This window comes from Microcoleus sp. A006_D1 (assembly GCF_036702805.1).
Taxonomy (GTDB): Bacteria; Cyanobacteriota; Cyanobacteriia; order Cyanobacteriales; family Microcoleaceae; genus Microcoleus.
In genome coordinates this window covers 472808-493745 of record NZ_JAUBVZ010000004.1, presented here as the reverse complement: position 1 = coordinate 493745, position 20938 = coordinate 472808, and the positions used below count along the sequence as shown (strand labels likewise).

Below are 20938 nucleotides of genomic sequence, written 5' to 3'. Positions count from 1 at the left end.
TCTAAAATCTAAAAACTAAAATCGATATGACTTTATCAGTTGTTAAACGTTATTTAATTGCTTTTGACCAATACAAGTGGGTGGGACTGGCCACTCTAGCGGCGACTGTGGGCGTTTCGGGAGTAGTCGCTTTGCAGCCAAGTCAGGCGCCGGTTTACGTTGCAGCAGGTACGCTGGCTTACCGCAGACCGAGCGTGATTTTTTCATCGACTACTACTAAAATTCAACAGGAAGGACAAGAAATAACTAAAGATATGCTGCTGGATAGAAGGGTGGTTGAAGCAGCAGCGAAAAAAGTCAATGTTTCTGCTAAAAAGCTGACAGACGACGTGCAGGTAAAAATGCCGAGTAAGAATAATGACCCCAGCGCTTTGATTCAAGTATTGTACAAAAATGCCGATCGCAAAAAAGCAGAAGCGGTAGCAGAGGCGCTGATGACAGAAATGGTGGCTCGCAGCCAAACGATTAATCGTTCTAGACTCGACGAAACGATCGCCCAAATTAACAAACGCTTGCCGAAAGTAACTCAGGAACTCAGAGAGACGGAAGAAAAACTTGAAGCCTACGAAAAACGAGAAGGGACTTCAATTTTAGCAGCTCAGAGCGGTGCACTGCCACAAGCGATTACCGGCAGCCAACAGCAGCAGCGGCAACTCCGCGTGCAGTTGGGAGGAATTGAAGCTCAAATCAAAAGCTTGCAGGATCGCTTGGGATTGAATGTGGAGCAAGCTTACGTGGCTCAAGCACTGTCTGCCGATCCAATTATTGCGCAACTGCGAGTGCAACTGTTTTCGATCGAATCTCAGCTCAAAATTCTCCGCACCGACTTGCAGGAGGAACACCCGAAAATTGTGGAATTGCTCAAACAAAAACAAGCTTTCGAGCAGCAGTTGCAGCAGCGACAATCGGAGGTACTCGGCGGTAACGGGGTGGCGGCTCCGCTCAGAAGTGCCGATCGAATTCGGGTAGACTCTTCTTTAGATCCAGCTAGACAGCAGTTAGCTCAAAGTTTGATTGCTTTGCAAACGCAGCAGGATATGGTGCAACAGCAACTCAAAGGAGTCCAGACAACTGAACAGCAATTGCGCCAGGAGCACGCAAAAATCCCCAACAAGCAGTTAGAACAAGCGCGGTTAGCCCAGCAAGTGGGGCTGAAAAAAGCTCTCTACGATAAGATGCAGTCGGCTTTGGTAGATGCTGAGGCGGCGGTAGCTGAGACAACGGGGAGTTTGACAATCGCCCAGTTGCCCAAAACTGATGACGTTGAGTCAAGCAAGAGAGGTTTGCCGGTGATGCTGGCGGTGGGGGGATTTGTGGGATTGCTGCTGGGCGGCGGGTTGATATTTTTGTTGGGGATGCTCAACGGCAAGTTTTACAGTTGGGAAGAAGTGCGGGCGGCTTTGGTGGAGAAAGAAGTGCCGATACTGGGAGTTTTGCCTGAAGTCACGGTGTTTGATTCCTACGGGGAGGAGATGCCTCTGGCTTTGGAACCCAATTCGCCCTATTTGGAATTTTACGAGCGGTTGCGGACTAATCTGCGCCGAATTGGAGAAAAACCCGTAAAGGTGGTGTTGCTGACTTCGGCGGCGCCTTTGGAGGGGAAGAGTTTTAGTGCTTACAATTTGGCAATTGCGTCGGCTCGATCGGGTAAACGGACTTTGTTAATTGAAGCAGATTTGCGATCGGCTTCTAACGTGGATTCTTTGAAAATTGCCGCCGATCCTTTGGCGGCGGTGGAACCTTTGCACTATTACGGCAATATCAGCGAGTGCGTCCATTTGGTTCCAGAGGTAGAGAACTTATACGTGGTACCGAGTCCGGGCTTTTTGCGGCAGGCGTCGGCGGTACTTGAATCGAGCGAAATGCGGAGATTGTTTGAGGATGTTCGCAACCGCTTTGATTTTGTGGTGGTGGATTCTCCGGCGTTGAGCGAGTGCAACGACGCGCTGACGCTGGAACCGTACACGGACGGTATGATTTTGGTAGCGAGGCCTGGTTATACTCTGTCTAGTATGCTGTCTGAAGCTGCGGATCAGTTGCTAGAATCTGACGACGAGGACTCGCATAAATCGGGGCCGCGGCTGTTGGGGGCGATTATTAATGGTGCTGATATTGCGGTGAAGTTCCGCAACGATGTTGATGAGTTTGAGTTGCCTTTGGGTGCGATCGACAATGGGGCGATCGAAGTGCGATCGACGAGACAATTACCGCAGCAGTCAAAGCCCAAAAACAAAGCTATTAATAGTAAATTTAACTAATTTACGTCGCTTGATTAGACTTGAATTTTATTCATTCATTCATAAACTATCTTGAATAGTCGCATGGGTGTTCAGAAACCGGGTTTTTTAGGAAAATCCTGTGTTGTAGTCCACAGATTAGGTAAAAAACCCGGTTTCTTTGGCCTTAATGCGTCCAGGACTTTTGGAATACATCTGCGTTCCGAAGCGTACCCTTCGTCCAGGCGAAGCGCCTACATCTGCGGTTTTCCTGTAAATCAAAAATTTATGCAAGAGGTGTTTAGTCTCAACTCCAAATATCATCAAGCGAGGATGAGGCAGCATTTAAATCTGTCTGCCTCTCCCACTTGACATTGGTGACAACGCCAGAAAATTGTCACCAATGATTAAAACCCACTAACGCAAATTGCTAGTCAAAAGACCTACTTAGCAAATTGGTTGTTCAAGGCGACAAAACCAGGAATAAGCTTCGGGTCTGTGAGTGAATTCAACCAGCTATCGGTGACACCGAAGTTGGGGACTGAGTTGGAATTAATCCCGACGTTAGAGGCTCCGATTCCAGCACCCATCGCCACCTCGTTGGCGATAAATTTGTTCACCAAATCTGCTGTTCCCTGGGCGGGAGCTCCTGTCAAGCTGGAATTCTTTCGCAGGCCACCGTCGAGTAGCTCGTCGTTTGTCAAAGTGAGACTACTTTGCATTCTCAGGATTGGAGCTATAACCGGGGCGGGGTCATTGTCTATGATGCTCAACACCGCGCTACTTTGGGTTCCAATCGTGGCATTGCCTGTCGGGGTAACCAAACTTAAATTGACGGTTTCGTTACCCTCAAACAAAGTGTCTTCGAGAATGGGAATGGGAATGGTTTTGGATACTAAATCCCCATTGCCAAAATTGACAGCGATCAAACCAGTGGTGTAATCAAGGCCGGCTGTAGCACTACCATCGGACAAGTTCACGAAAGCTGAGACTGCACCGACAGCACTACCAGTACGAGTGACTGTCACTGCTGCAATCGGCGTTCCATTTTCGTTGACACTGAAGAAAGGGGCGCTGAATTGCAGGGTGCTGTCATTGTCTACGATGGTGGTAATGGCGGTGCTTTGGGTTCCAATCGTGGCATTGCCGATCGGGTTAACCAAACTTAAATTGATAGTTTCGTTACCCTCCACCAAAGTGTCATCGTTAATGGGAATGGGAATGGTCTTGGGTGCAGAATCTCCAGCGGCAAAATTGACAGGGATCGGAGTACCGGTGTAGTCAGCAGGGGCTATAGCAGTTCCATTCGCTAAGTTCACGAAAGCTGAGACTGCACCAGCACTACTGCCAGTGCGAGTGACTGTCACGGCTGAAACCGCCGTTCCATCTTCTCTGATCCTGAAAGTAGGGGCACTAAATTGCAGGGTGCTGTCATTGTCTATGATGTCGAAAGTGGCCGTACTTTGGGTTCCAATCGAGGCATTGCCTGTCGGGCTGCCCAAAGTTAAGCTGAGATTTTCGGTAGGCTCCACCAAAGTGTCGTTGAAGATCGGAATATTGACCGTCTTGGGTGCAGAATCGCCAGGGGCAAAATTAACAAGGATCGGAGTACCGGTGTAGTCAGCAGGGGCTGTAGCAGTACCATCGGCCAAGGTGACGGTGGCTGAGACTGCACCAGAGGTTATACCAGTGCGAGTGACTGTCACGGCTGCGATCGGCGTTCCATCTTCGTTGACGCTAAAGGTAGGAGCACTAAATTGCAGGGTGCTGTCATTGTCTACGATGGTCGTAATGGCGGTACTTTGGGTTCCAATCGTGGCATTGCCTGTCGGGTTAATCAAACTTAAATTGACAGTTTCGTTACCCTCGAACAAAGTATCGTTGACGATCGGAATATTGACCGTTTTGGGTGCAGAATCGCCAGCGGCAAAATTGACAAGGATGGGAGTACCGGTGTAGTCAGCAGGGGCTGTAGCAGTACCATCGGCCAAGCTGACGGTGGCTGAGACTGCACCGATATTACTGCCGGTGCGAGTGACTGTTACGGCTGCGATCGGCGTTCCATTTTCGTTGATCCTGAAGGTAGGAGCACTAAATTGCAGGCTGCTGGGAGGGAGAGTGTCATTGTCTATGATGTTCAAAGTGGCACTACCTTGCGTCCCAATCGTTGCACCACCTGTAGGGCTGGCCAAAGTTAAGTTGACAGTTTCGTTACCTTCCACCAAAGTGTCATCGACAATGGGAATGCTGATGGTTTTGGGTGCAGTGTCCCCAGCGGCAAAATTGACCAGGATGGGACTATTGTTGTAATCACCAGGGGCGATCGCAGTTCCATTGGTCAAGTTCACTGTGGCTGAGACTGCGCCAGCGCTGCCACCTGTGCGCGTCACAGTTACGGCTGCAACGGCTGTTCCATTTTCGTTGACGCTAAAGGTAGGGGCACCAAATTGCAGGGTTCCGACAGGGGGAGTGTCATTGTCTATGATGTTCAAAGTGGCGGTACTTTGGGTTCCCAAGGTGACACGGCTGGTGCCGGTGGGGTTAGTCAAGCTTAAGTTAACGGTTTCGTTACCCTCCACCAAAGTGTCATCGACAATCGGAACGGTGATAGTCTTAGGTGCGGTGTCCCCATTGGCAAAATTGACGGTAATGGGAGCATTGTTGTAGTCACCAGGGGCAACAGCAGTTCCATTAGTCAGGTTCACGGTAGCTGAGGCGGTGCCGGCGCTGCTACCGGTGCGAGTGACTGTCACGGCTGCAACAGGCGTCCCGTTTTCGTTGACGCTGAAGGTTGGGGTACTAAACTGAAGGCTAACCGGATCTTCAGTCCCTTGATATTGAATGTTCCGCACCAAGTAGTCGGAACTATCGTCTTTGAAGGGGGCTGCGACGTAGGCAGCGGTGGGGCTATCGTAGGCTTTGGTGGAGAAACGCAGTTCGTCAAAAGTAGTGTTGGTGAGAGGCTTTGCGTCTATTTTGAATTGGAAACTGCCATCGGTGCGATCGCCAATGAAAGTCACTCCATCTGAACCCAGAGTAATCGGTTTTGCAGCGCTCGGAGCGTTGAGGCGAGCGATCGTAAAATTGCTCGTCGGTACCAAAACCCCGTTATTGAAGATTTGCAGCAAACCAACTTCATTACCTTGATCGCCAACTCCTAGGCTGGCTTTGGGACTAAATGCACTGAGGTCGATCGTGGCGCTAGTGATGTCTTGGTTATCTGCCCATTTCAGCTTCAGCGCCTGAGATTGATTGGTGTTGGGATTATAGTTGATTTCCGCCCGAATTTTAGTGGGATCGGTGAACCAACCATCATAGGAAGATGGGACACCAATACCAGGGCTACTGCCATAACTCAACCAGCTTTTAGGATTTTCATTCGTTGGTAAGGTGAGGTTGGCGATCGCAGCAGAAGTAAGATAATCAGTTTCCAGGCCATCAAAAGCTATCCCAGACAGTTTAATACCTTGATTCTGGGCAGCAGTCGGCCATTTTGTGATTAGGTCATTGACGCTGGTGAAATTAGTGGTTTGACCCAAAGAACCTGAGAATGGAGTAGGCATAGCTTCTCTTTTGATATTAATTAAGGATTATAAGTGACTGAAAACCAGAGGGTCGGGCTTTTTTATCTAGCTGTTTTCAGCTCGGCAATCTACCCTTAAACCCTGGATTATCAAGCTTTTTAGGTCAATATTCATCCGCTAACCTTTTGGAGAAAGGCTAGAGTTATCTGTCACTCTAGGAATAGTTTCATCATCAATATTTTTGATCCGGAAAATTTCCGATAATTTTGGCGATTCTCTAAAAAGCGGGTTTTCCACATCCGTAGAGGAGAGCTTGAATGGCGATCGCAATATTTGAATTTTAGGCTGAATAATTATCACAATATGTAAAGGTGCAGTTGCACGCTAGCAGCGGTGTTCTCCCTGCACCCTAAAGCTTTGAACAAAATTCGCCTCAAACTAAACTTAAAAAAGTTGAAAAATCGCTGGTTGTTGATGAGCAAATCTCGGAACTTGATTGCAGAGGAAAAACGATAATTTGCTGAGCAACCTCAATCTTCACCTAGCTCAAAAGGTGCTGATGAATTAATAGAGTAATTAATTAATTAAGCCTTAAAATGTAAGAAAACACGATCGATCGCGCTCAAGTATTAGATGCGCTGAGAGGATTTCTGACTGAAGTGATGCAGCTATCGGTAGACAAGGGTTTCATCACAGCCGAGGAGAAGCAGGAGTTTATTACTCCGGCTTTTTCTGCGGGAAATATTGATGCTGTGGCGATCGGCCAGTAGGCGATGATGGATCAGGTGTTGTGGGCGGATGTAATAGCCAAAATCAATTCCTTGCACGCTAAGTATCCCAATCGCACACCGTAATTACTAATCAGTAGGTTGGGCCCGTGATAGCGAGACTCAACGACTCAACTTACCACTTGTTTGATATCATATCTGTTGTACAAATAAAAAACCTAGAGAAGTGGCAGAAATTGTCCAACAGTATATAATAGATTCAAGCAGAGAAGTTGGCAGCGGTTGTGCATGGACAGGTAGCGGAACCGAACCGCAATGGAACAATCCTAAATCAATGAAAGCCTACGATCATATTGCTCGCCATCACGGCCCCAAACTTACAGCCAACAGATTGATCGGAAGAGCCGCAAGCACTAACGATGACCAAGGACAATGGCTAAATGTAGAGGATTGGATAATGGCTGAGCAATTAGTACCGAAATATCGAGGAGAATACATTATTGATTTTCATCGTCCTATAGGTAAAGTTTACCATCCCGATCGCAGGATAACTGAAAATGTCACTCGCGCTTTTATCCAAAGAAATTTTGATGGAACTCTCAATAGCGGTTATCCTATAGTTGATGGTGTCAGTCTACGGCAATTAAATAGGAGTAGCAGCCATGAATAGCAGTCAAAAATTTAATTTTAAATTAGGAGAGCGTTTCTTAGAAGAGTGGGCCGAGCCTCCAGAAGATCCATTAGGAGAGCTTTCTCATTTTGAAATGAGATGGCGATGTTTCTGTTTTGAATACAACCATAAAGTTTTAATAGAAATAGGTGATGCTCAAAAAGAGGTATTTTTAGATCCAGATATCTGTATGATGATTGACAATTACTTTCCTAAGGAAATTGCGAAGCTATCGCAAGGTAAACCAATAGAAATAGACTTTGGTGAGAGTTGGTTTACTATTATGTTGCTACCGATCGACAATCAGATTAACTGCACTTGGATCAAGTTTGGGACTTCGGGCTGGGAAAGGCAGTTTGAGTGCGATCGCGCTCAAGTATTAGATACCCTCAGAGGTTTTCTGACTGAAGTGATGCAGCTAGCGGTAGATAAGGGTTTCATCACGCTGGAAGAGAAGGAGGAATTTATTCGTCCGGCTTTTGCTAGCAGTACGGATGCTGTGGTATTAGGCAAGTAGTTTGTTTGGGTGGTGTTTTGGGCGATCGGTCTTTTTGTTGTCAATTAATATTTTAACCTTGTTTAACATCCATTCCCAGCGTTGGGAATAGGCGATCGCACTTTTTGTTGTCAATGAATATTTTAACTGCAGATGATGTACGGGCGAGACGCCCGTACCACAATGAAAGAGTATGTTTTGGGCGATGGGTTCGGTTAAACTCACTGCATCGAATAACTGAAATTTGCTCATTGCTGTCTCCCAAATCGCTTGTTGACTTGGATAGTGTCGATCGGTAGGGGCGATCGTAAATAAAACTCACTTTTTTTAGTATTTAAAATATCAATCCTATTTTAGTATTTAAAATATCAATCCTATTTTAGTATATAAAATATTAATCATTTTAGTAAAGAACTCAATCTCGTTTAGTATGAAACTCGATCTCGTTTAGTATGAAACTCGATCTCGTTTAATATGAAACTCGATCTCGTTTACTATGAAACTCAATCTCGTTTAGTATGAAACTCGATCTCGTTTACTATGAAACTCAATCTCGTTTAGTATGAAACTCAATCTCGTTTACTATGAAACTCAATCTCGTTTACTATGAAACTCAATCTCGTTTACTATGAAACTCTCAATAAATGTAGTTTGCAACCATCAGGATACGATACCGGATAACACTCAGTTTCACTCCCTGATTCTTAAAAAAAAATATTCGTAATCGGCTTGACAAACCCCCCATCAACCTGTTAAAAGTAGAACAGGTTCCTAACACGGCAAGTAATAGGCACGCTGTGTTGTAATTGTGAATCTTGAAGCGGCTGCACTGACCTGTATCAAGCCGTTCTAAAGATTCTTGTCGGAGACTTCTGCAATTCATCAGCGTATATCTGCGTGCATCTGCGGTTCAAAGTAGTAAAAACGAAAAAGGCCGCCTGAAATACTAATTCAGACAGAGCCCTCGTTTTAGCTAGCGAACTCCAGGTGGTTTGACATCCTAACTTCAGACCACCACAAGTCAACCTAACTAATTTTAAATAAATGTCCCAAAATTTTAGCACAGAAGATGGACAATTGTATCCTAACCCTTTAGGCTGGCAAGTCCGTAACATGCTGATTGCGATAGCCCAACTGGTAGTCAAAGGCAGGGGCATAGTTAACCCGCCAGACTTTGGCCGCCTGAGTAATGACGAAATTTACCATTTCATAGCTAAGTTTGGACAAGCTCAATAGCTATGTAACCTTTGTGATGATTAGCGCTCAGACAAAAACTTATCCGATCGCGAATATGCAGCAGAAAGACTAGGAAACTGGTAAAAAGCCCGATCGCCCTTCCCATCCAAAAAATAGGACAATGGTAAAGGGCGATCGCCCTTTACCCTAAAATCTTTCTCAACTAAACCCATGAGTACAATTCGCTTACAACTAGCCGAATACTTGAAATGTCGAGGTTTCACCCCCGAAAACTTAGTCGAAGCTGTCGGCGAAACACTCAATCATGAAACCGTATACCAACTGATCGAAAAAGCCGAAAACCTCAGCCACCTAGACTTATCAGTTCTAGCCGCCATTATAGATGGCTTGAGCAAACTCAATGGTTTTCCAGTCGGCATCCCAGAAGTGCTAATATTTTTTCCTGACATTTCTGAGGAAGCATTGGCAAAATCGCCTTGGCGCCAACTTTACCTCGTCGATAATGAAATCCCCCCCTATGATTGGGGAGATGTAGACCCCCTCGAAGGCACAAAGCCTGTGCGTTTTATTCCGGGAGTTGGAATGGTAATTCTGGACAATCAAAGTGCAACGAATAGCAAAGAAGATATCCAGCAATTTACTAGAATTACCTCCGATTCACAATTCATGGCGGGAAAACCTTGCATACGCAACTTACCCATAACTGTTGAAACTATCATCTCAATGATGGCGTCTCACTATTCGACAGCAGAAATACGCCAAACTTATCCAGAACTTGAAGAAGAAGACTTTAAAGAAGTTCTAGCCTATGCTGCGTGGCGGATTCAAGAAACAAACTTCATCGACATTGCTAATCAAAAGGTAGAAAAAATTTGTGAGTCAGCTACCTAATTTTTTGCAGGTGAGGGCTGTAGTGCTAGTTAACTTCCCGGCTCAAATCCCCCCCGGTCGCGAACAGGAAAACACTCGACCTGCCGTAATTGTAGCTTTGCCAAATGTCACAGGAATAACGCGGTTTTCCTTGGTAATAGTCGTTCCCTTGACGACACAACAAGGAGATTGGGCGGCACGAAACTCAACGCTATATCCGCAGCTTCAGGCTGGAATGGGAAACATACGCTATGACTCTACTGTGTTGCTGGATCAAATACGCGCTGTGGACATAAAGCGTGTTTTGGGCTACCGAGGAGATTTAACCGCAGAAGAGTATCAGCCGATCGCCAATGGACTCAAGCTAATGTTCAGCTTTTAAATTATCCCTTCATTACCTAAACGTTTATCGCGCAGATGCTGAGGGCGATCGCACTTTCTTCGCCCATTCTTCAACCCGCGGAGGCGGGTTTTGCTTGTATAGACGCGGTTTCAACCGCCGAGTTTAATGTTCTCGAACTCCCATAATTTCGCGGGCAGATTTCACTAATCGCAACTGATGGGGATAAACCGTCTCAACGCCCATAGTTTCCATAAATGATTCCGGTTCATCTTGAGTTGCAGGAATAAAATCTCCGCCAACTTCTGCTTTCACCCATCCGCCAAATAACTCGACTAAATATGCTTCACCGTTTTTGAATATCTCAACAATCGCCCCGGCTGTTTCTGGCGGTACAATTCCGCCATCGGCGAGGGCGATGGATTCGGTTAAACTCACTGCATCGAATAACTGAAATTTGCTCATTGCTATCCATTCTTCAACCCGCGGAGGCGGGTTTTGTTCGTGTAGACGCGGTTTCAACCGCCGAGTTTAATATACATAAAAGCTTATTTTGAACAGGCAAGATGCCTGTTCCACGGTAAATATGGTCGATATCTAATGTCCCAACAGCTTATCGCGCAGATGCTTAATCCGATCGCGCAACTTACCCGCCTCCTCAAACTCCAACTTCTTCGCCGCCGCCTTCATCTGAGTCTCCAACCGCCCGATTAACTGAGGAATCTCATCCAAAGATAACTCGTCAACCTGTTCGTAAACCTCCTCCAACTGCTGAGAATTCAGCTTGCGCGACACATCCAAAAATGCCAAAATCGCATTGGTCGATCGCTTTTTCGCGATCGGCTGCGGCGTAATCCCGTGCATCTTATTGTACGCTAGCTGAATCCCCCGGCGGCGATCCGTTTCGTCGATCGCCTTAATCATACTTTTCGTCAAATTATCAGCGTACAAAATAGCCTGTCCCTGAACATGGCGCGCCGCCCGCCCAATAGTTTGAATCAAAGAACGTTCCGATCGCAAAAACCCCTCTTTATCCGCATCCAAAATTACCACCAGCGACACCTCCGGCAAATCCAAACCTTCCCGCAGCAAGTTCACACCAATCAATACATCAAACTTACCATCCTGCAAATCTTGGATAATTTCGATCCGTTGAATCGACTGAATTTCCGAGTGTAAATACCGGACTCTAATCGCCCTTTCCTGCAAATATTCCGTTAAATCTTCCGCCATCCGCTTCGTCAAAGTCGTCACCAAAACTCGCTCATCCCGACTTACTCTCTCCTTAATTTCCCCCAACAAATCATCAATTTGTCCCTCCGTCGGGCGCACAAAAATTGTCGGATCGACTACTCCCGTAGGGCGAATTACTTGCTCGGCAACTCTGCCTTCAGATAGTTCCATTTCCCAATCACCAGGAGTCGCAGAAACAAAAATACACTGATTAGCTTTTTCCCAGAATTCCTCAGCTTTCAAAGGGCGGTTATCTGCCGCGCTGGGCAAGCGAAAACCGTGGTCAATCAATACTTTTTTCCGCGCTTGATCGCCGTTGTACATTCCCCGAATTTGCGGCACTGTGACGTGGGATTCATCTACTACCAACATCCAATCTTTAGGAAAATAATCAATCAAACATTCTGGAGGTTCCCCGGCATTTCTGCCTGCCAAATGCCGCGAATGATTCTCGACTCCGTTGCAATAACCGACCTCGCGCAGCATTTCCAAATCGTAGCGGGTGCGCTGTTCTAATCGCTGAGCTTCTAATAGTTTTCCCTCTTTTTCAAATTCTGCCAATCGGTCTTCTAACTCTAGTTCTATGCCTTGGCAAGCTGCCTCTAATTTATCATCTGCGGTCACAAAGTGGCGCGCTGGATAAATATTTAAAGCGGTTGTACTTGCCAGAATTTTACCAGTTACGGGGTCAACGTAGCGAATGGCATCGATTTGGTCGCCGAAGAATTCGACACGAATAATTCTATCTTCGTAGGCGGGCCCGATTTCTACAACGTCGCCTTTGACGCGAAATTTGCCTCTGCCTAAATCTGTGTCATTGCGACTGTATTGGACGTTGACTAAATCTCGCAAAACTTGCCGCTGGTTGACTTCCATTCCGACTCGCAAAGGAATCGCCGCTTTCAGGTATTCTGCGGGCATTCCCAAACCGTAGATGCAGCTAATTGATGCTACAACAATTACGTCGCGACGTTCAAAGAGCGATCGCGTGGCGGAGTGTCGCAGCATATCGATCTCGTCGTTAATTGCTGCCGTTTTTTCAATGAACGTATCGCTGACGGCGATGTATGCTTCAGGTTGGTAGTAGTCGTAATAACTGACAAAGTATTCGACTGCATTGTTGGGGAAAAAATTTCGCAGCTCGTTGCACAGTTGAGCAGCCAGGGTTTTGTTGTGTGCTAAGACTAAGGTGGGTCTGCCGATTTTTTCAATCGCCGAGGCAATGGTGAAGGTTTTGCCCGTACCTGTGGCGCCGAGTAAGGTTTGAAATCGATCGCCCGCAGAAATGCCTTTGACGAGTTGCTCGATCGCTAGCGGTTGGTCGCCCGTGGGCTGGAAGGGCGCTTGCAATTGAAAAGATGCTGCCGCAGTTACCATAGGAAAATGTAGCTATTACCAATAAATCTTAACAAAAATGCAGACATTCTGCAATTTCGTTAAGAAAATAGTTAAACTTTGTAATATTATTTTAATTATCGGTCGCAATAGAAAGCAAAAAGCCCAGAAAAGCAGTTGTCCGAACCCAGCAATCAGCAAGGAAAAAAAAATTATGGCTCTCACACCCAAAGATAAAGTCAAAGCGATCGCCCGCAGCAACAAAGGCACTACCAAGGCCCTACCAGCCACCAGCGAAGCCAAATCAGCGGGCATCCAACTTTATCAGCCGCAACTTCTACATGACAACCGCCCCGTCGGCCCAAACGACTTTACCATCAGCGAGACAGTCTCGATGTCGGGGAATCGCCCTATAGGCGCTAGCACCCTGCACATCAGCGAAACCTACGGCACAATAGGCAATCGGCCCATCGAAGCCAGCGACTTTGAAGTGGTTGCGACACTCGGGAGACGCCCTATAGGCTCCAGCGCCATGCAAGTCAGCGAAATGTTCAGTATGTCCGGTGCCCGCCCTATAGGCATCAGCACTCTGCACATTGATGAAGTTTACTCCACAATGGGAGGAGACCGCCCCATTGCCTCAAACGAAATTGACGACAGCTCGACCTTAATGGGCTTCTTAGATTAATTAGTTATTGGTCATTAGTCATTGGTCATTGGTCAGTAGTCAGTAGTCATTGGTCATTAGTAATTGGTGATTAGTTTTTCACTGTTAGCTAATGACTAATGAAACAATCGTAGCAAATTTATTCACCCTCGCGATTCAGCAATTGAACCGTCTAAAGTGATTAATTTCACCTATTAATTTAACATATTAAATATCTCGATATCCAGAACATTCTGAACCCAAACTCTTGCAATGTAAGAGCGTTAACACGGAATATTTCGCTTAACCATTTCGCCAAACTAGGAGGCAATTGGGCATTTAACCAGAAAATCATACTGCTATTCTGGGGAAATCAATGCTGAGAGATGCAAAAAGCAAACACGCTTGAATGTCTTCTGGTTCCAAATCTGGAAAGTCAGCTAGAATCTCGCTAGCGGTTACATTGTCTGCCAGAGTTTCCAAAATGTCGAAGAAAGCGAATTCTCATGCCGCGAATACAGGGGCGACCGCCACATTTACCAGGTGTTTGAGTAATCCTTTTAAGCAATGCAGTTCTATCAGTCATATCTTAAATTCCTATTGTTCACATATTATAGTAATCCTAATTGACTAATGACTAATGACTAATGACTAATGACTAATGAGTAATGACTACTGCCAACTGTCAACTGCAAACTGCCAACTGCCAACTGCCAACTGCCAACTGCAAACTGCAAACTGCAAACTGTCAACTGTCAACTGTCAACTGTCAACTGATATTTACTCAACAAATCAGCAAACCGCTTGTAATCCAACGGCTTCCTCAAATACTCCGCCGCTCCTAATTCCAAACCCTGATTTTTGTCATCCAAAAAAGTCAACATAATCACCGGAATATCAGCCAAATCGCGATCGGCTTTCAACGCCGACAGCACCGCCCACCCGTCCATACTCGGCATCATCACGTCCAGAGTAATCGCATCTGGCCGCAACTCCTTAGCTAACAGAAGCCCCGCTTCACCGCTAGCCGAGGAAAGCACCCGAAATCCCTGTTTCGACAAGCAGCGGGTGATCAAATCCCGTGCGTCGGGATCGTCGTCAATCACCAGCACAGTAGCAGCATTAGGCAACTCCAGCGGTTGCGATCGCAGTTCTACTGGCTTCTTCACTTCGATCGGGACTACACTCGTATCCAAGTTCGAGGAAGTATCGGCTGATATTTCTGTGATTGCTCGATCGCCCTTCACCTCTTTCTCGCTTTTAACCATAAGCGGCAACCGGATCGTAAAAGTAGAACCGCAATCAAACTCGCTCTCAACCGTAATATCCCCGCCCATCATCTGGCAAAACTTCCGGCTAATTGTCAGCCCCAAACCGGTGCCGCCGTACCTGCGGGTAGTGGAATCGTCCGCTTGCGAGAAAGCTCCAAACAGCCTCGACACCTGATCGTCAGTCATCCCAATGCCCGTATCGATAACTTGAAACACGATCGCAGAATTTTCACGCCGAGAAGGAGTTGCTGAGAGTTCCTCAGAATTGTCCGCCGGTAAAACTTCCCTTTCTTCCTTCCAAACATTAATCGTGATTTTGCCTCTATCGGTAAACTTAGCAGCATTGCTCGCCAAATTCAACAGCGCTTGTCGCAGCTTCGAGAAATCAGAGTAGATCGTGCCAATATTAGGATCGCAATTCACGCTCAAAGTATTGCCATTTTTCCCCACCAGCGGTTGAACTGTCGTGACAACCTGCTCGACCAAATTCAACACCTCGAAAGTCTCCAAGAAAAGAGTCATCTTTCCTGCTTCAATTTTAGAAATATCCAGGATGTCGCTAATAATATTCAGCAACTGCTTGCCGGCCATATTAATGCTTGCCAAATCCATCACAAACTCTTCTTCCCCGAGTTCGATCGCCTCTTCTTGCAGCAGCTCGCTGTAGCCGATAATCGCATTCAGGGGCGTCCGCAACTCGTGAGTCATATTTGCCAAAAATGTGCTTTTCGCCCGGTTAGCAGCTTCCGCAGCGTTCTTAGCGACTTCCAATTCGCCCGATCGCTCCTCTAGCTGCCGCTGCCGCACCTCCAAACCTTTGAGCAAACTGCTAATTTGCTGAGCCATGGTATTGAGAGCAGAAGATAGCACCCCGATCGCATCATTAGACACTACAGGCGATCGAGCCGTCAAATCACCGCTCGCCATCAGTTGGGCAGTTTCCCGCAGCAAGCCCAAATTGCGAATAATCGCCGACACTGACCCACAAGCGAATATTCCCGCGATCGAACTCAAAACCAAAGCCCCGAGTAGCAAGTGCTGAGTGCGGCTGGCCACAGCCAGAGTTTGCTGCACCAGCACCGCCATTGCTGACTCAGGAGCCCCCGCCGCTGACGCAGCCTCTATTGCCAGCAAATAGTTCTGCATCTCCACAGAACCCATCCACCCGACTCCCACCGCCATCCAAGTTATCAGTACCAAGATCACAAACAGCCCGATCAAAGAAGCCCGACTTCCCAGAGAAATCTGCCTCGGAGCAAGTGCCGCCGCCCAAGGATAGTTTTTGAGAAAAGGATCGGGCTGCACAGGTGTGCCAGAATTCCAAATCTCCTCAATTTGACCGTCCGGCCTTACCTTGCCAATCCGAACAGTTTTCCAGGTATGCTGCGTTTGGGCATCTATTTTTACCTTGCCCGATGGCGCTGCAAACTCAATATTTTTAGCAGCCGCCCTGACTTTAACCATATCTGTCGAACCAGCTTTTTCTACTGCTTGCTTCCACAGGTAAACGCCCAAATAAGCCGCTTCGATTGGGTCATCCGTGACTCTATTTTCCCCATATCTCGCTTTATAAGCCTTGACAAATTTCCGATTTTCCGCTGTATCCACCGTTTGAAAATAGTTCCAAACCACCAGATGTCCGGCAATATTGGACGGCCCGATCGCCCGCACTTCCTCTTCTGCTATGCTCACCGACATCACCGGCAAATCCTCCGGTTTCAAACCAGCTTCCCGCAGACGAAGGAAAAAAGCCACATTGCTGTCGCCGTTGAGAGTATTGAGAATGGCATCCGGTTTCACTGCTACAATATGTGCGATCGCCTCGTCCACATCCCTCGATCCCAGTGGCAGATACACTTCCCCCGCCAACTCTCCCCCGAGTGCCGCCAGTTGAGCTTTCACAATCCTATTTGCCGTGCGGGGAAAGATATAATCCGAACCCAAGAGGAAAATTTTGCGCTTCCCCTGTGCCAGCAAGTAATTCACCCCAGGTACAATCTGTTGGTTCGGAGCAGCACCCGTGTAGAAAATATTGGGACACTGTTCTAGCCCTTCATACTGCACCGGATAAAACAGCAACCCGCTGCTCTGCTCAAAAGCCGGCAGTACAGCCTTGCGGCTCGCCGAAGTCCAACAGCCAAATACCACCTTCACCTGCGATTCTAGGAGTAATTGCTTAGCTTTTTGAGCAAAAGTCTGCAAATCGCTGGCTCCATCTTCGATCACCGCTTTTAGTGGGCGTCCCAGCACCCCTCCCGCCGCATTAATTTCCTCCACAGCCAACAGCGTCGCATCTTTAACAGAAATTTCGCTGATAGACATCGTGCCCGTCAGCGAATGCAACACGCCTATTTCGATCGGCGATCGAGTCGGGCCGGCTGCTTCGAGGGGGTTACTGCTCCTTGCTCCCATAGGGTTTTAGATACTTTTTACTAATAACAAAAATTTTAGTTCGATCTTGCTGTCCGTCAGCCTTGATGCTAACTCTGGTTTAGCAGATTATTTCACCCGATCGCCACAAAACTTCCGAATTGCTGCTCCCTGTGGATTTTAACCGTCAAACCTCCCAGCATTGACTTAATTCTGCACTAACCTGTCGCCTATTTCTCTGTCGTCGATCTTTTACCAGAAAGAATTGGTTTAAAGCCTCCACCCTTGTAGGGAGAAATAAAAACAAGACTATTCATTACTCGAATCCTCGGACTTCCAGGTAGAGGTCTCCCTCAAGCAGTCAACTGTCAACTGTCAACGCTGTCGAAACAGCCTCGTCAAACAAACGGCAGAACCCACTTATGCGATCGTATCGCAGAAAAATTCTTCCCCTGCCCGCTCTGCCCCGCTCTACCCAAGTCCTGCCCTCTGCTTCCTTCTCCTCAACTTATTCACAGGATAGCCTTGCAAGTCACCCAGCAATTTTACGCAAAATTCCCACCCATATCTCCCTTGGGCTAGATGAAACTCTCCGTGATTTCTCGTAATATAAAACTGAAAACTTCAAACTCACGTACTATGCCCAACCCCTCTCTCCCTTCAGGCAGAGGGCAATCTCCGTGATTTCGCTTACGATCGATTTAAGGTCAACATTTAAGCCGCCTGGTTAAAAATTAAATTTTGCAAACAATAGGGTGAAAACTCATGAATCTCGAAGAAAATGCCATCCACACTGTGAGCGGCAGTGAAGTCACGCTACCAAAATCAAGGGAAAAAATCCTCGGCGAGGAAACAGAAAAAGCCGTCGGTCAGCAGAAACAAGAAACTGCTCAGACCTTGCGTGCTGTCGAACAGTTGAAAGAAGAACTTCAGCAGAAAATAGATGAAGAATGTCATCACAAGCCTGATTAAAATTAAAACCGTTTTTTTGAGGGTGTGGGTAAGATAGGATCTTGCCCACACTATATTTTTGAATCCAGAAATCTATAAAAAATTATCATAATTTATTTTTTGATTACCAAAAGTTAGGGGGCGCACGGGTAGCTATACACCGATTTTTTCAGCTAAACGCTTCGTTGCAGCAAGCAGTTTAGATGAAAAGCGCTAAGCAAGAAACTCCCCGTTCATCCTCTACTCAAAAATAACTATTCCCTATTCCCTATTCCCTATTCCCTATTCCTGACCTCTGTTAAATCAGTTACCAGAAAGAATTGGTTTAAAGCCCCAAGCCCTAAAGGCGAGAAATTAAAATCAGACTATTCATTACTCTAATCCTCTTCCTTCCAGGTAGAGGTCGCTGTCAATTTTCAATTGTCAACTGTCAACTGTCAACTGTCAACTGTCAACTGTCAACTGAATGAACTCCCGTACACTGTTCGCTCGCAAAACTTTCTTCCTACAGGTAGAGTGCAACTTTGCTCCTGGTTACATATCATTAATTTAAGTTGAAAATGTCAATTCCGATACAAACAAGGAGAAATCAATGAGCATTGAAGATAGAGCAAAGGCAATTGGCAAAAACATTGAAGGCGCTGCTCAAGAAGCCGTAGGCAATGTTACCGGCGACCCCAAGGATAAAGCTGAAGGCAAAATCAAGCAAAAACAAGCTGAAGCCAGCCACACAGTCGAAGATGTCAAAGATGAGATCAAAAAGAAAATAGACTGAGCCTAATCCTCATCTTAATTGAGAGGGTCGAAAAATCAGACCCTCTCAACTTTTCCAAATCTTTTATGCACGGAGGAAAAAACGTGAGTTTATTGCAGCAGAGTCGCAAAATGATTGCGGGTTTACTCTTGGTTTTAATGCTGGCTGTGACAACTGCCTGCGCCCCCAGCGTTTCCGCCCAAAAACCGACTAACGTACCTGTAGCAATTGGCGGCAGTCAGGGTTATTACGCGCAGCTAGAACGAGGCAATACCGTCGCAGGTCAAGATTTTGGTCAATGGGTAACCAAGACGGCTCAGGGGCTGGTTCAGGATGCTTACGTGCGCGACAATAACAAATTGGGAGTTGTAATTACCCCCAAAGTCCAGCCTACTGAAGTGAAAGATTTGGCTAAATCTTTGGCCCAAGGTTTTCACCGCAATTTCCCAAATCAGGATGTAAGTGTTTTGGTTTATGCTCCTGACAAAAAACTGATTCTGACAGCTAAGTACGACCAGCAATCAAATCAGATCGAGTACAAGTCTTGACCTTACCAAGCTTGAATTAGAGCCGCGCCGCGGTTAAATGTTCCGCAGGTTTGTGAAGGCGAAACAATCTCAATTTGAGACTGAACTTTTGTGTAGATTGGGAAAGAATTACCATGAGTAGCAGCGATAATTACAAGCGTCAAATCATGAGCGATTTGGCACAGGGCGATAAAGAAATGATGCCGGAGACAACCGGAGAACAGTACGAAAATTTTGACGATTTTGCTCAGAGAACTTCGCCAGATCAGCGAAAACAATTATTCGGGCGTTCTCTGAATCACGACTCTCTCCCGCCCGCGCAGTTGGAACCGGAATTGGAAAAGGCGATCGCCCAAATTAAGCCGAACGAACGCGACGATGTGGCGCGGGAATTCTTCAAGCAGTTGGACAAGAGAGGATTGAACGATCGCCAATTGGAAAAGCAGCTAGGACTTTCTACGCACCACGCCAGCCGCATGACTGCTGATGATGTTAGCAAGCTGGCCTCGTTTACCTATCACAGTCACCCGGATATTTTCCAAGACGTGCTGGCCCAACAGCCGAGCTTGATGAAGTTTTTGGGCAATCCAGTGGTGGCGGGTATTTTGGGGATAGTTGCTGCTAAATGGCTCAACAACCGCAAATAATCTCGGACTCTGACAAGCCGAAAAGCTGCTCGTACCAGCAGCAGATAAAAGGACGATCGCCCGGGCGATCGCCCTTTTATCTTTTATATAAGATCTGGTAAAATAACCGCTATCACCTATCTAGACCGATCGCCAATTACTAATTCTTGCTCAAATCTAAGAATAGCTGCACAGCAGTAAACTGCGGTACACCTGACACTCGGCAAAATTAAATGTAGGATTAAGTGTTGCCGCGAACCAAGAAAAAAGATGAACATATCCACTATTTGGCGAAAACTCCGCAGCCAGCAAGCCTTCTGCTTCGCTGCGCTTCTGGTAGCAAGCCTTGTATTTATCGGTTGTTCCCCCGCCCAGTCAGCGGCGGGTAATTCAGTCGATCCCAAGTTGAAAGAGCAAGTCTTGCAGATTATCCGCGAAAATCCGAAAGTAATTTTAGACTCGGTACAAGCTTACAGCCAGCAGCAGCAGGATGATCTCAAAGCAGCGCAGCAGTCTTTTTTGCAGGAGATGAAAACTACTCCCAAATCTGCGATCGGGGATTCTCCCACCACGGGATCGGCTTCGCAGCAGATTGTACTTTTAGAATTTTCTGACTTTCAATGTCCGTTTTGCGCCCGCGCTCACGATAATGTCAAGCAGTTTATGGCAAAACACCAGGACAAAGTTACTTTAGCCTACAAGCATTTTCCCTTGAGTATGCACCCTCAAGCCCTGCCAGCAGCTAAAGCAGCTTGGGCGGCTCAGCAGCAGGGCAAATTCTGGGAATATTACAGCGCTTTGTTTGAAGGGCAGAAACAGTTAGGCGAGCCCTTGTACGGAGCGATCGCCCAAAAGCTCAATCTCAAATTAGATAAATTCAACAGCGATCGCAACAGCCCCGCCGCCGAAGCCGCCATTCAGAAAGACGTGCAACTCGCTCAAAAACTGGGAATCGAAGGCACTCCATTCTTTATTATGAACGGCAAAACTTTCTCCGGTGCCGTCGAGATTTCTGAGATGGAAAAGATTCTCGCCAGTGTCTCCCAATAACAGGGAAAGAGACACCAAAAAGTAAGTTTTTTGGTTTTTTTAACTTATTGGTTGCAATCTAAATTCTGCGTCATTTAAGATGGGTTCCCAGGTTTGGGCCTGGGAACACTAAAAAAGCACTAAGTAGAAGGAAG

Annotated in this window: 19 protein-coding genes and 1 pseudogene; 12 read left to right on the top strand and 8 right to left on the bottom strand. The window is 46.6% G+C overall.

The window, feature by feature from the left end; all coding sequences use genetic code 11:
* Nucleotides 1-26: 26 nt before the first annotated feature.
* Nucleotides 27-2258 carry a GumC family protein gene (locus tag QUB68_RS10425; RefSeq protein ID WP_332991916.1) on the top strand — a complete coding sequence of 744 codons (2232 nt, stop codon included), beginning with the start codon at nucleotides 27-29 and terminating at the stop codon, nucleotides 2256-2258.
* Nucleotides 2259-2659: 401 nt separating this feature from the next.
* Here the strand turns inward: QUB68_RS10425 and QUB68_RS10420 are convergent, their stop codons facing one another.
* Together QUB68_RS10420 and QUB68_RS10415 are read right to left on the bottom strand one after the other, a co-directional pair.
* The gene (locus tag QUB68_RS10420; protein WP_332991915.1) at nucleotides 2660-5779 is read right to left on the bottom strand and encodes a Calx-beta domain-containing protein; all 3120 of its coding nucleotides are present in this window, start codon (nucleotides 5777-5779) and stop codon (nucleotides 2660-2662) included.
* A gap of 138 nt (nucleotides 5780-5917) precedes the next feature.
* Nucleotides 5918-6100 carry a hypothetical protein gene (locus QUB68_RS10415; protein WP_332991912.1) on the bottom strand — a complete coding sequence of 61 codons (183 nt, stop codon included), beginning with the start codon at nucleotides 6098-6100 and terminating at the stop codon, nucleotides 5918-5920.
* Nucleotides 6101-6694: 594 nt separating this feature from the next.
* Between QUB68_RS10415 and QUB68_RS10410 the strand changes: the two genes are divergently transcribed.
* A complete protein-coding gene (locus QUB68_RS10410) occupies nucleotides 6695-7138 on the top strand; it encodes a hypothetical protein (RefSeq protein WP_332991910.1) in 444 nt (147 codons plus the stop codon).
* Nucleotides 7131-7655 carry a hypothetical protein gene (locus tag QUB68_RS10405; RefSeq protein WP_332991908.1) on the top strand — a complete coding sequence of 175 codons (525 nt, stop codon included), beginning with the start codon at nucleotides 7131-7133 and terminating at the stop codon, nucleotides 7653-7655. The genes QUB68_RS10410 and QUB68_RS10405 overlap by 8 nt, the downstream gene beginning before the upstream one ends.
* Here the strand turns inward: QUB68_RS10405 and QUB68_RS10400 are convergent.
* Nucleotides 7644-7886 (bottom strand): hypothetical protein, encoded by a 243-nt coding sequence (locus QUB68_RS10400; RefSeq protein WP_332991906.1) that lies wholly within the window; start codon nucleotides 7884-7886, stop codon nucleotides 7644-7646. The genes QUB68_RS10405 and QUB68_RS10400 overlap by 12 nt on opposite strands.
* A gap of 792 nt (nucleotides 7887-8678) precedes the next feature.
* Between QUB68_RS10400 and QUB68_RS10395 the strand changes: the two genes are divergently transcribed.
* On the top strand, nucleotides 8679-8870 hold the full coding sequence (locus tag QUB68_RS10395) for a hypothetical protein (protein ID WP_332991904.1): 192 nt from the start codon (nucleotides 8679-8681) through the stop codon (nucleotides 8868-8870).
* Between the two features lie 20 nt (nucleotides 8871-8890).
* Here the strand turns inward: QUB68_RS10395 and QUB68_RS10390 are convergent, their stop codons facing one another.
* Complete coding sequence (locus QUB68_RS10390; RefSeq protein ID WP_332991902.1) at nucleotides 8891-9043, bottom strand: hypothetical protein; 153 nt, start codon at nucleotides 9041-9043, stop codon at nucleotides 8891-8893.
* Between QUB68_RS10390 and QUB68_RS10385 the strand changes: the two genes are divergently transcribed.
* Together QUB68_RS10385 and QUB68_RS10380 are read left to right on the top strand one after the other, a co-directional pair.
* Complete coding sequence (locus tag QUB68_RS10385; RefSeq protein ID WP_332991900.1) at nucleotides 9042-9722, top strand: DUF433 domain-containing protein; 681 nt, start codon at nucleotides 9042-9044, stop codon at nucleotides 9720-9722. The two genes, QUB68_RS10390 and QUB68_RS10385, sit on opposite strands and share 2 nt — an antisense overlap.
* Nucleotides 9706-10083 (top strand): type II toxin-antitoxin system PemK/MazF family toxin, encoded by a 378-nt coding sequence (locus QUB68_RS10380; RefSeq protein WP_332991898.1) that lies wholly within the window; start codon nucleotides 9706-9708, stop codon nucleotides 10081-10083. Before QUB68_RS10385 ends, QUB68_RS10380 begins: the two co-directional genes overlap by 17 nt.
* Nucleotides 10084-10206: 123 nt before the next feature.
* Here QUB68_RS10380 and QUB68_RS10375 read toward each other — a convergent pair whose 3' ends face one another.
* Together QUB68_RS10375 and uvrB are read right to left on the bottom strand one after the other, a co-directional pair.
* Nucleotides 10207-10506, bottom strand: coding sequence for a DUF4926 domain-containing protein (locus QUB68_RS10375; protein ID WP_332991896.1), 300 nt, complete (start codon nucleotides 10504-10506; stop codon nucleotides 10207-10209).
* Between the two features lie 132 nt (nucleotides 10507-10638).
* Nucleotides 10639-12651, bottom strand: coding sequence for an excinuclease ABC subunit UvrB (gene uvrB / locus QUB68_RS10370; RefSeq protein ID WP_332991895.1), 2013 nt, complete (start codon nucleotides 12649-12651; stop codon nucleotides 10639-10641).
* Between the two features lie 172 nt (nucleotides 12652-12823).
* Here uvrB and QUB68_RS10365 point away from each other — a divergent pair, with 172 nt between their 5' ends.
* Nucleotides 12824-13297: a hypothetical protein gene (locus tag QUB68_RS10365; RefSeq protein ID WP_332991893.1), complete on the top strand. Its 474-nt coding sequence runs from the start codon at nucleotides 12824-12826 to the stop codon at nucleotides 13295-13297.
* A gap of 309 nt (nucleotides 13298-13606) precedes the next feature.
* Here the strand turns inward: QUB68_RS10365 and QUB68_RS10360 are convergent.
* Nucleotides 13607-13841 (bottom strand): annotated as a pseudogene (locus QUB68_RS10360) (DUF433 domain-containing protein).
* A gap of 169 nt (nucleotides 13842-14010) precedes the next feature.
* Nucleotides 14011-16938 carry an urea ABC transporter substrate-binding protein gene (gene urtA / locus QUB68_RS10355; RefSeq protein WP_332991891.1) on the bottom strand — a complete coding sequence of 976 codons (2928 nt, stop codon included), beginning with the start codon at nucleotides 16936-16938 and terminating at the stop codon, nucleotides 14011-14013.
* 723 nt (nucleotides 16939-17661) lie between these two features.
* Here urtA and QUB68_RS10350 point away from each other — a divergent pair.
* From QUB68_RS10350 to QUB68_RS10330, 5 genes are all read left to right on the top strand, one after another.
* Entirely contained in the window at nucleotides 17662-17868 is a 207-nt protein-coding gene (locus QUB68_RS10350; protein WP_332991889.1) for a hypothetical protein, read from the top strand.
* Between the two features lie 571 nt (nucleotides 17869-18439).
* The gene (locus tag QUB68_RS10345; protein ID WP_332991887.1) at nucleotides 18440-18622 is read left to right on the top strand and encodes a CsbD family protein; all 183 of its coding nucleotides are present in this window, start codon (nucleotides 18440-18442) and stop codon (nucleotides 18620-18622) included.
* Nucleotides 18623-18687: 65 nt separating this feature from the next.
* Entirely contained in the window at nucleotides 18688-19149 is a 462-nt protein-coding gene (locus QUB68_RS10340; RefSeq protein WP_442923066.1) for a hypothetical protein, read from the top strand.
* 113 nt (nucleotides 19150-19262) lie between these two features.
* The gene (locus QUB68_RS10335) at nucleotides 19263-19775 is read left to right on the top strand and encodes a hypothetical protein (RefSeq protein ID WP_332991885.1); all 513 of its coding nucleotides are present in this window, start codon (nucleotides 19263-19265) and stop codon (nucleotides 19773-19775) included.
* Between the two features lie 249 nt (nucleotides 19776-20024).
* Nucleotides 20025-20804 (top strand): DsbA family protein, encoded by a 780-nt coding sequence (locus tag QUB68_RS10330; RefSeq protein WP_332991884.1) that lies wholly within the window; start codon nucleotides 20025-20027, stop codon nucleotides 20802-20804.
* Nucleotides 20805-20938 lie beyond the last annotated feature (134 nt).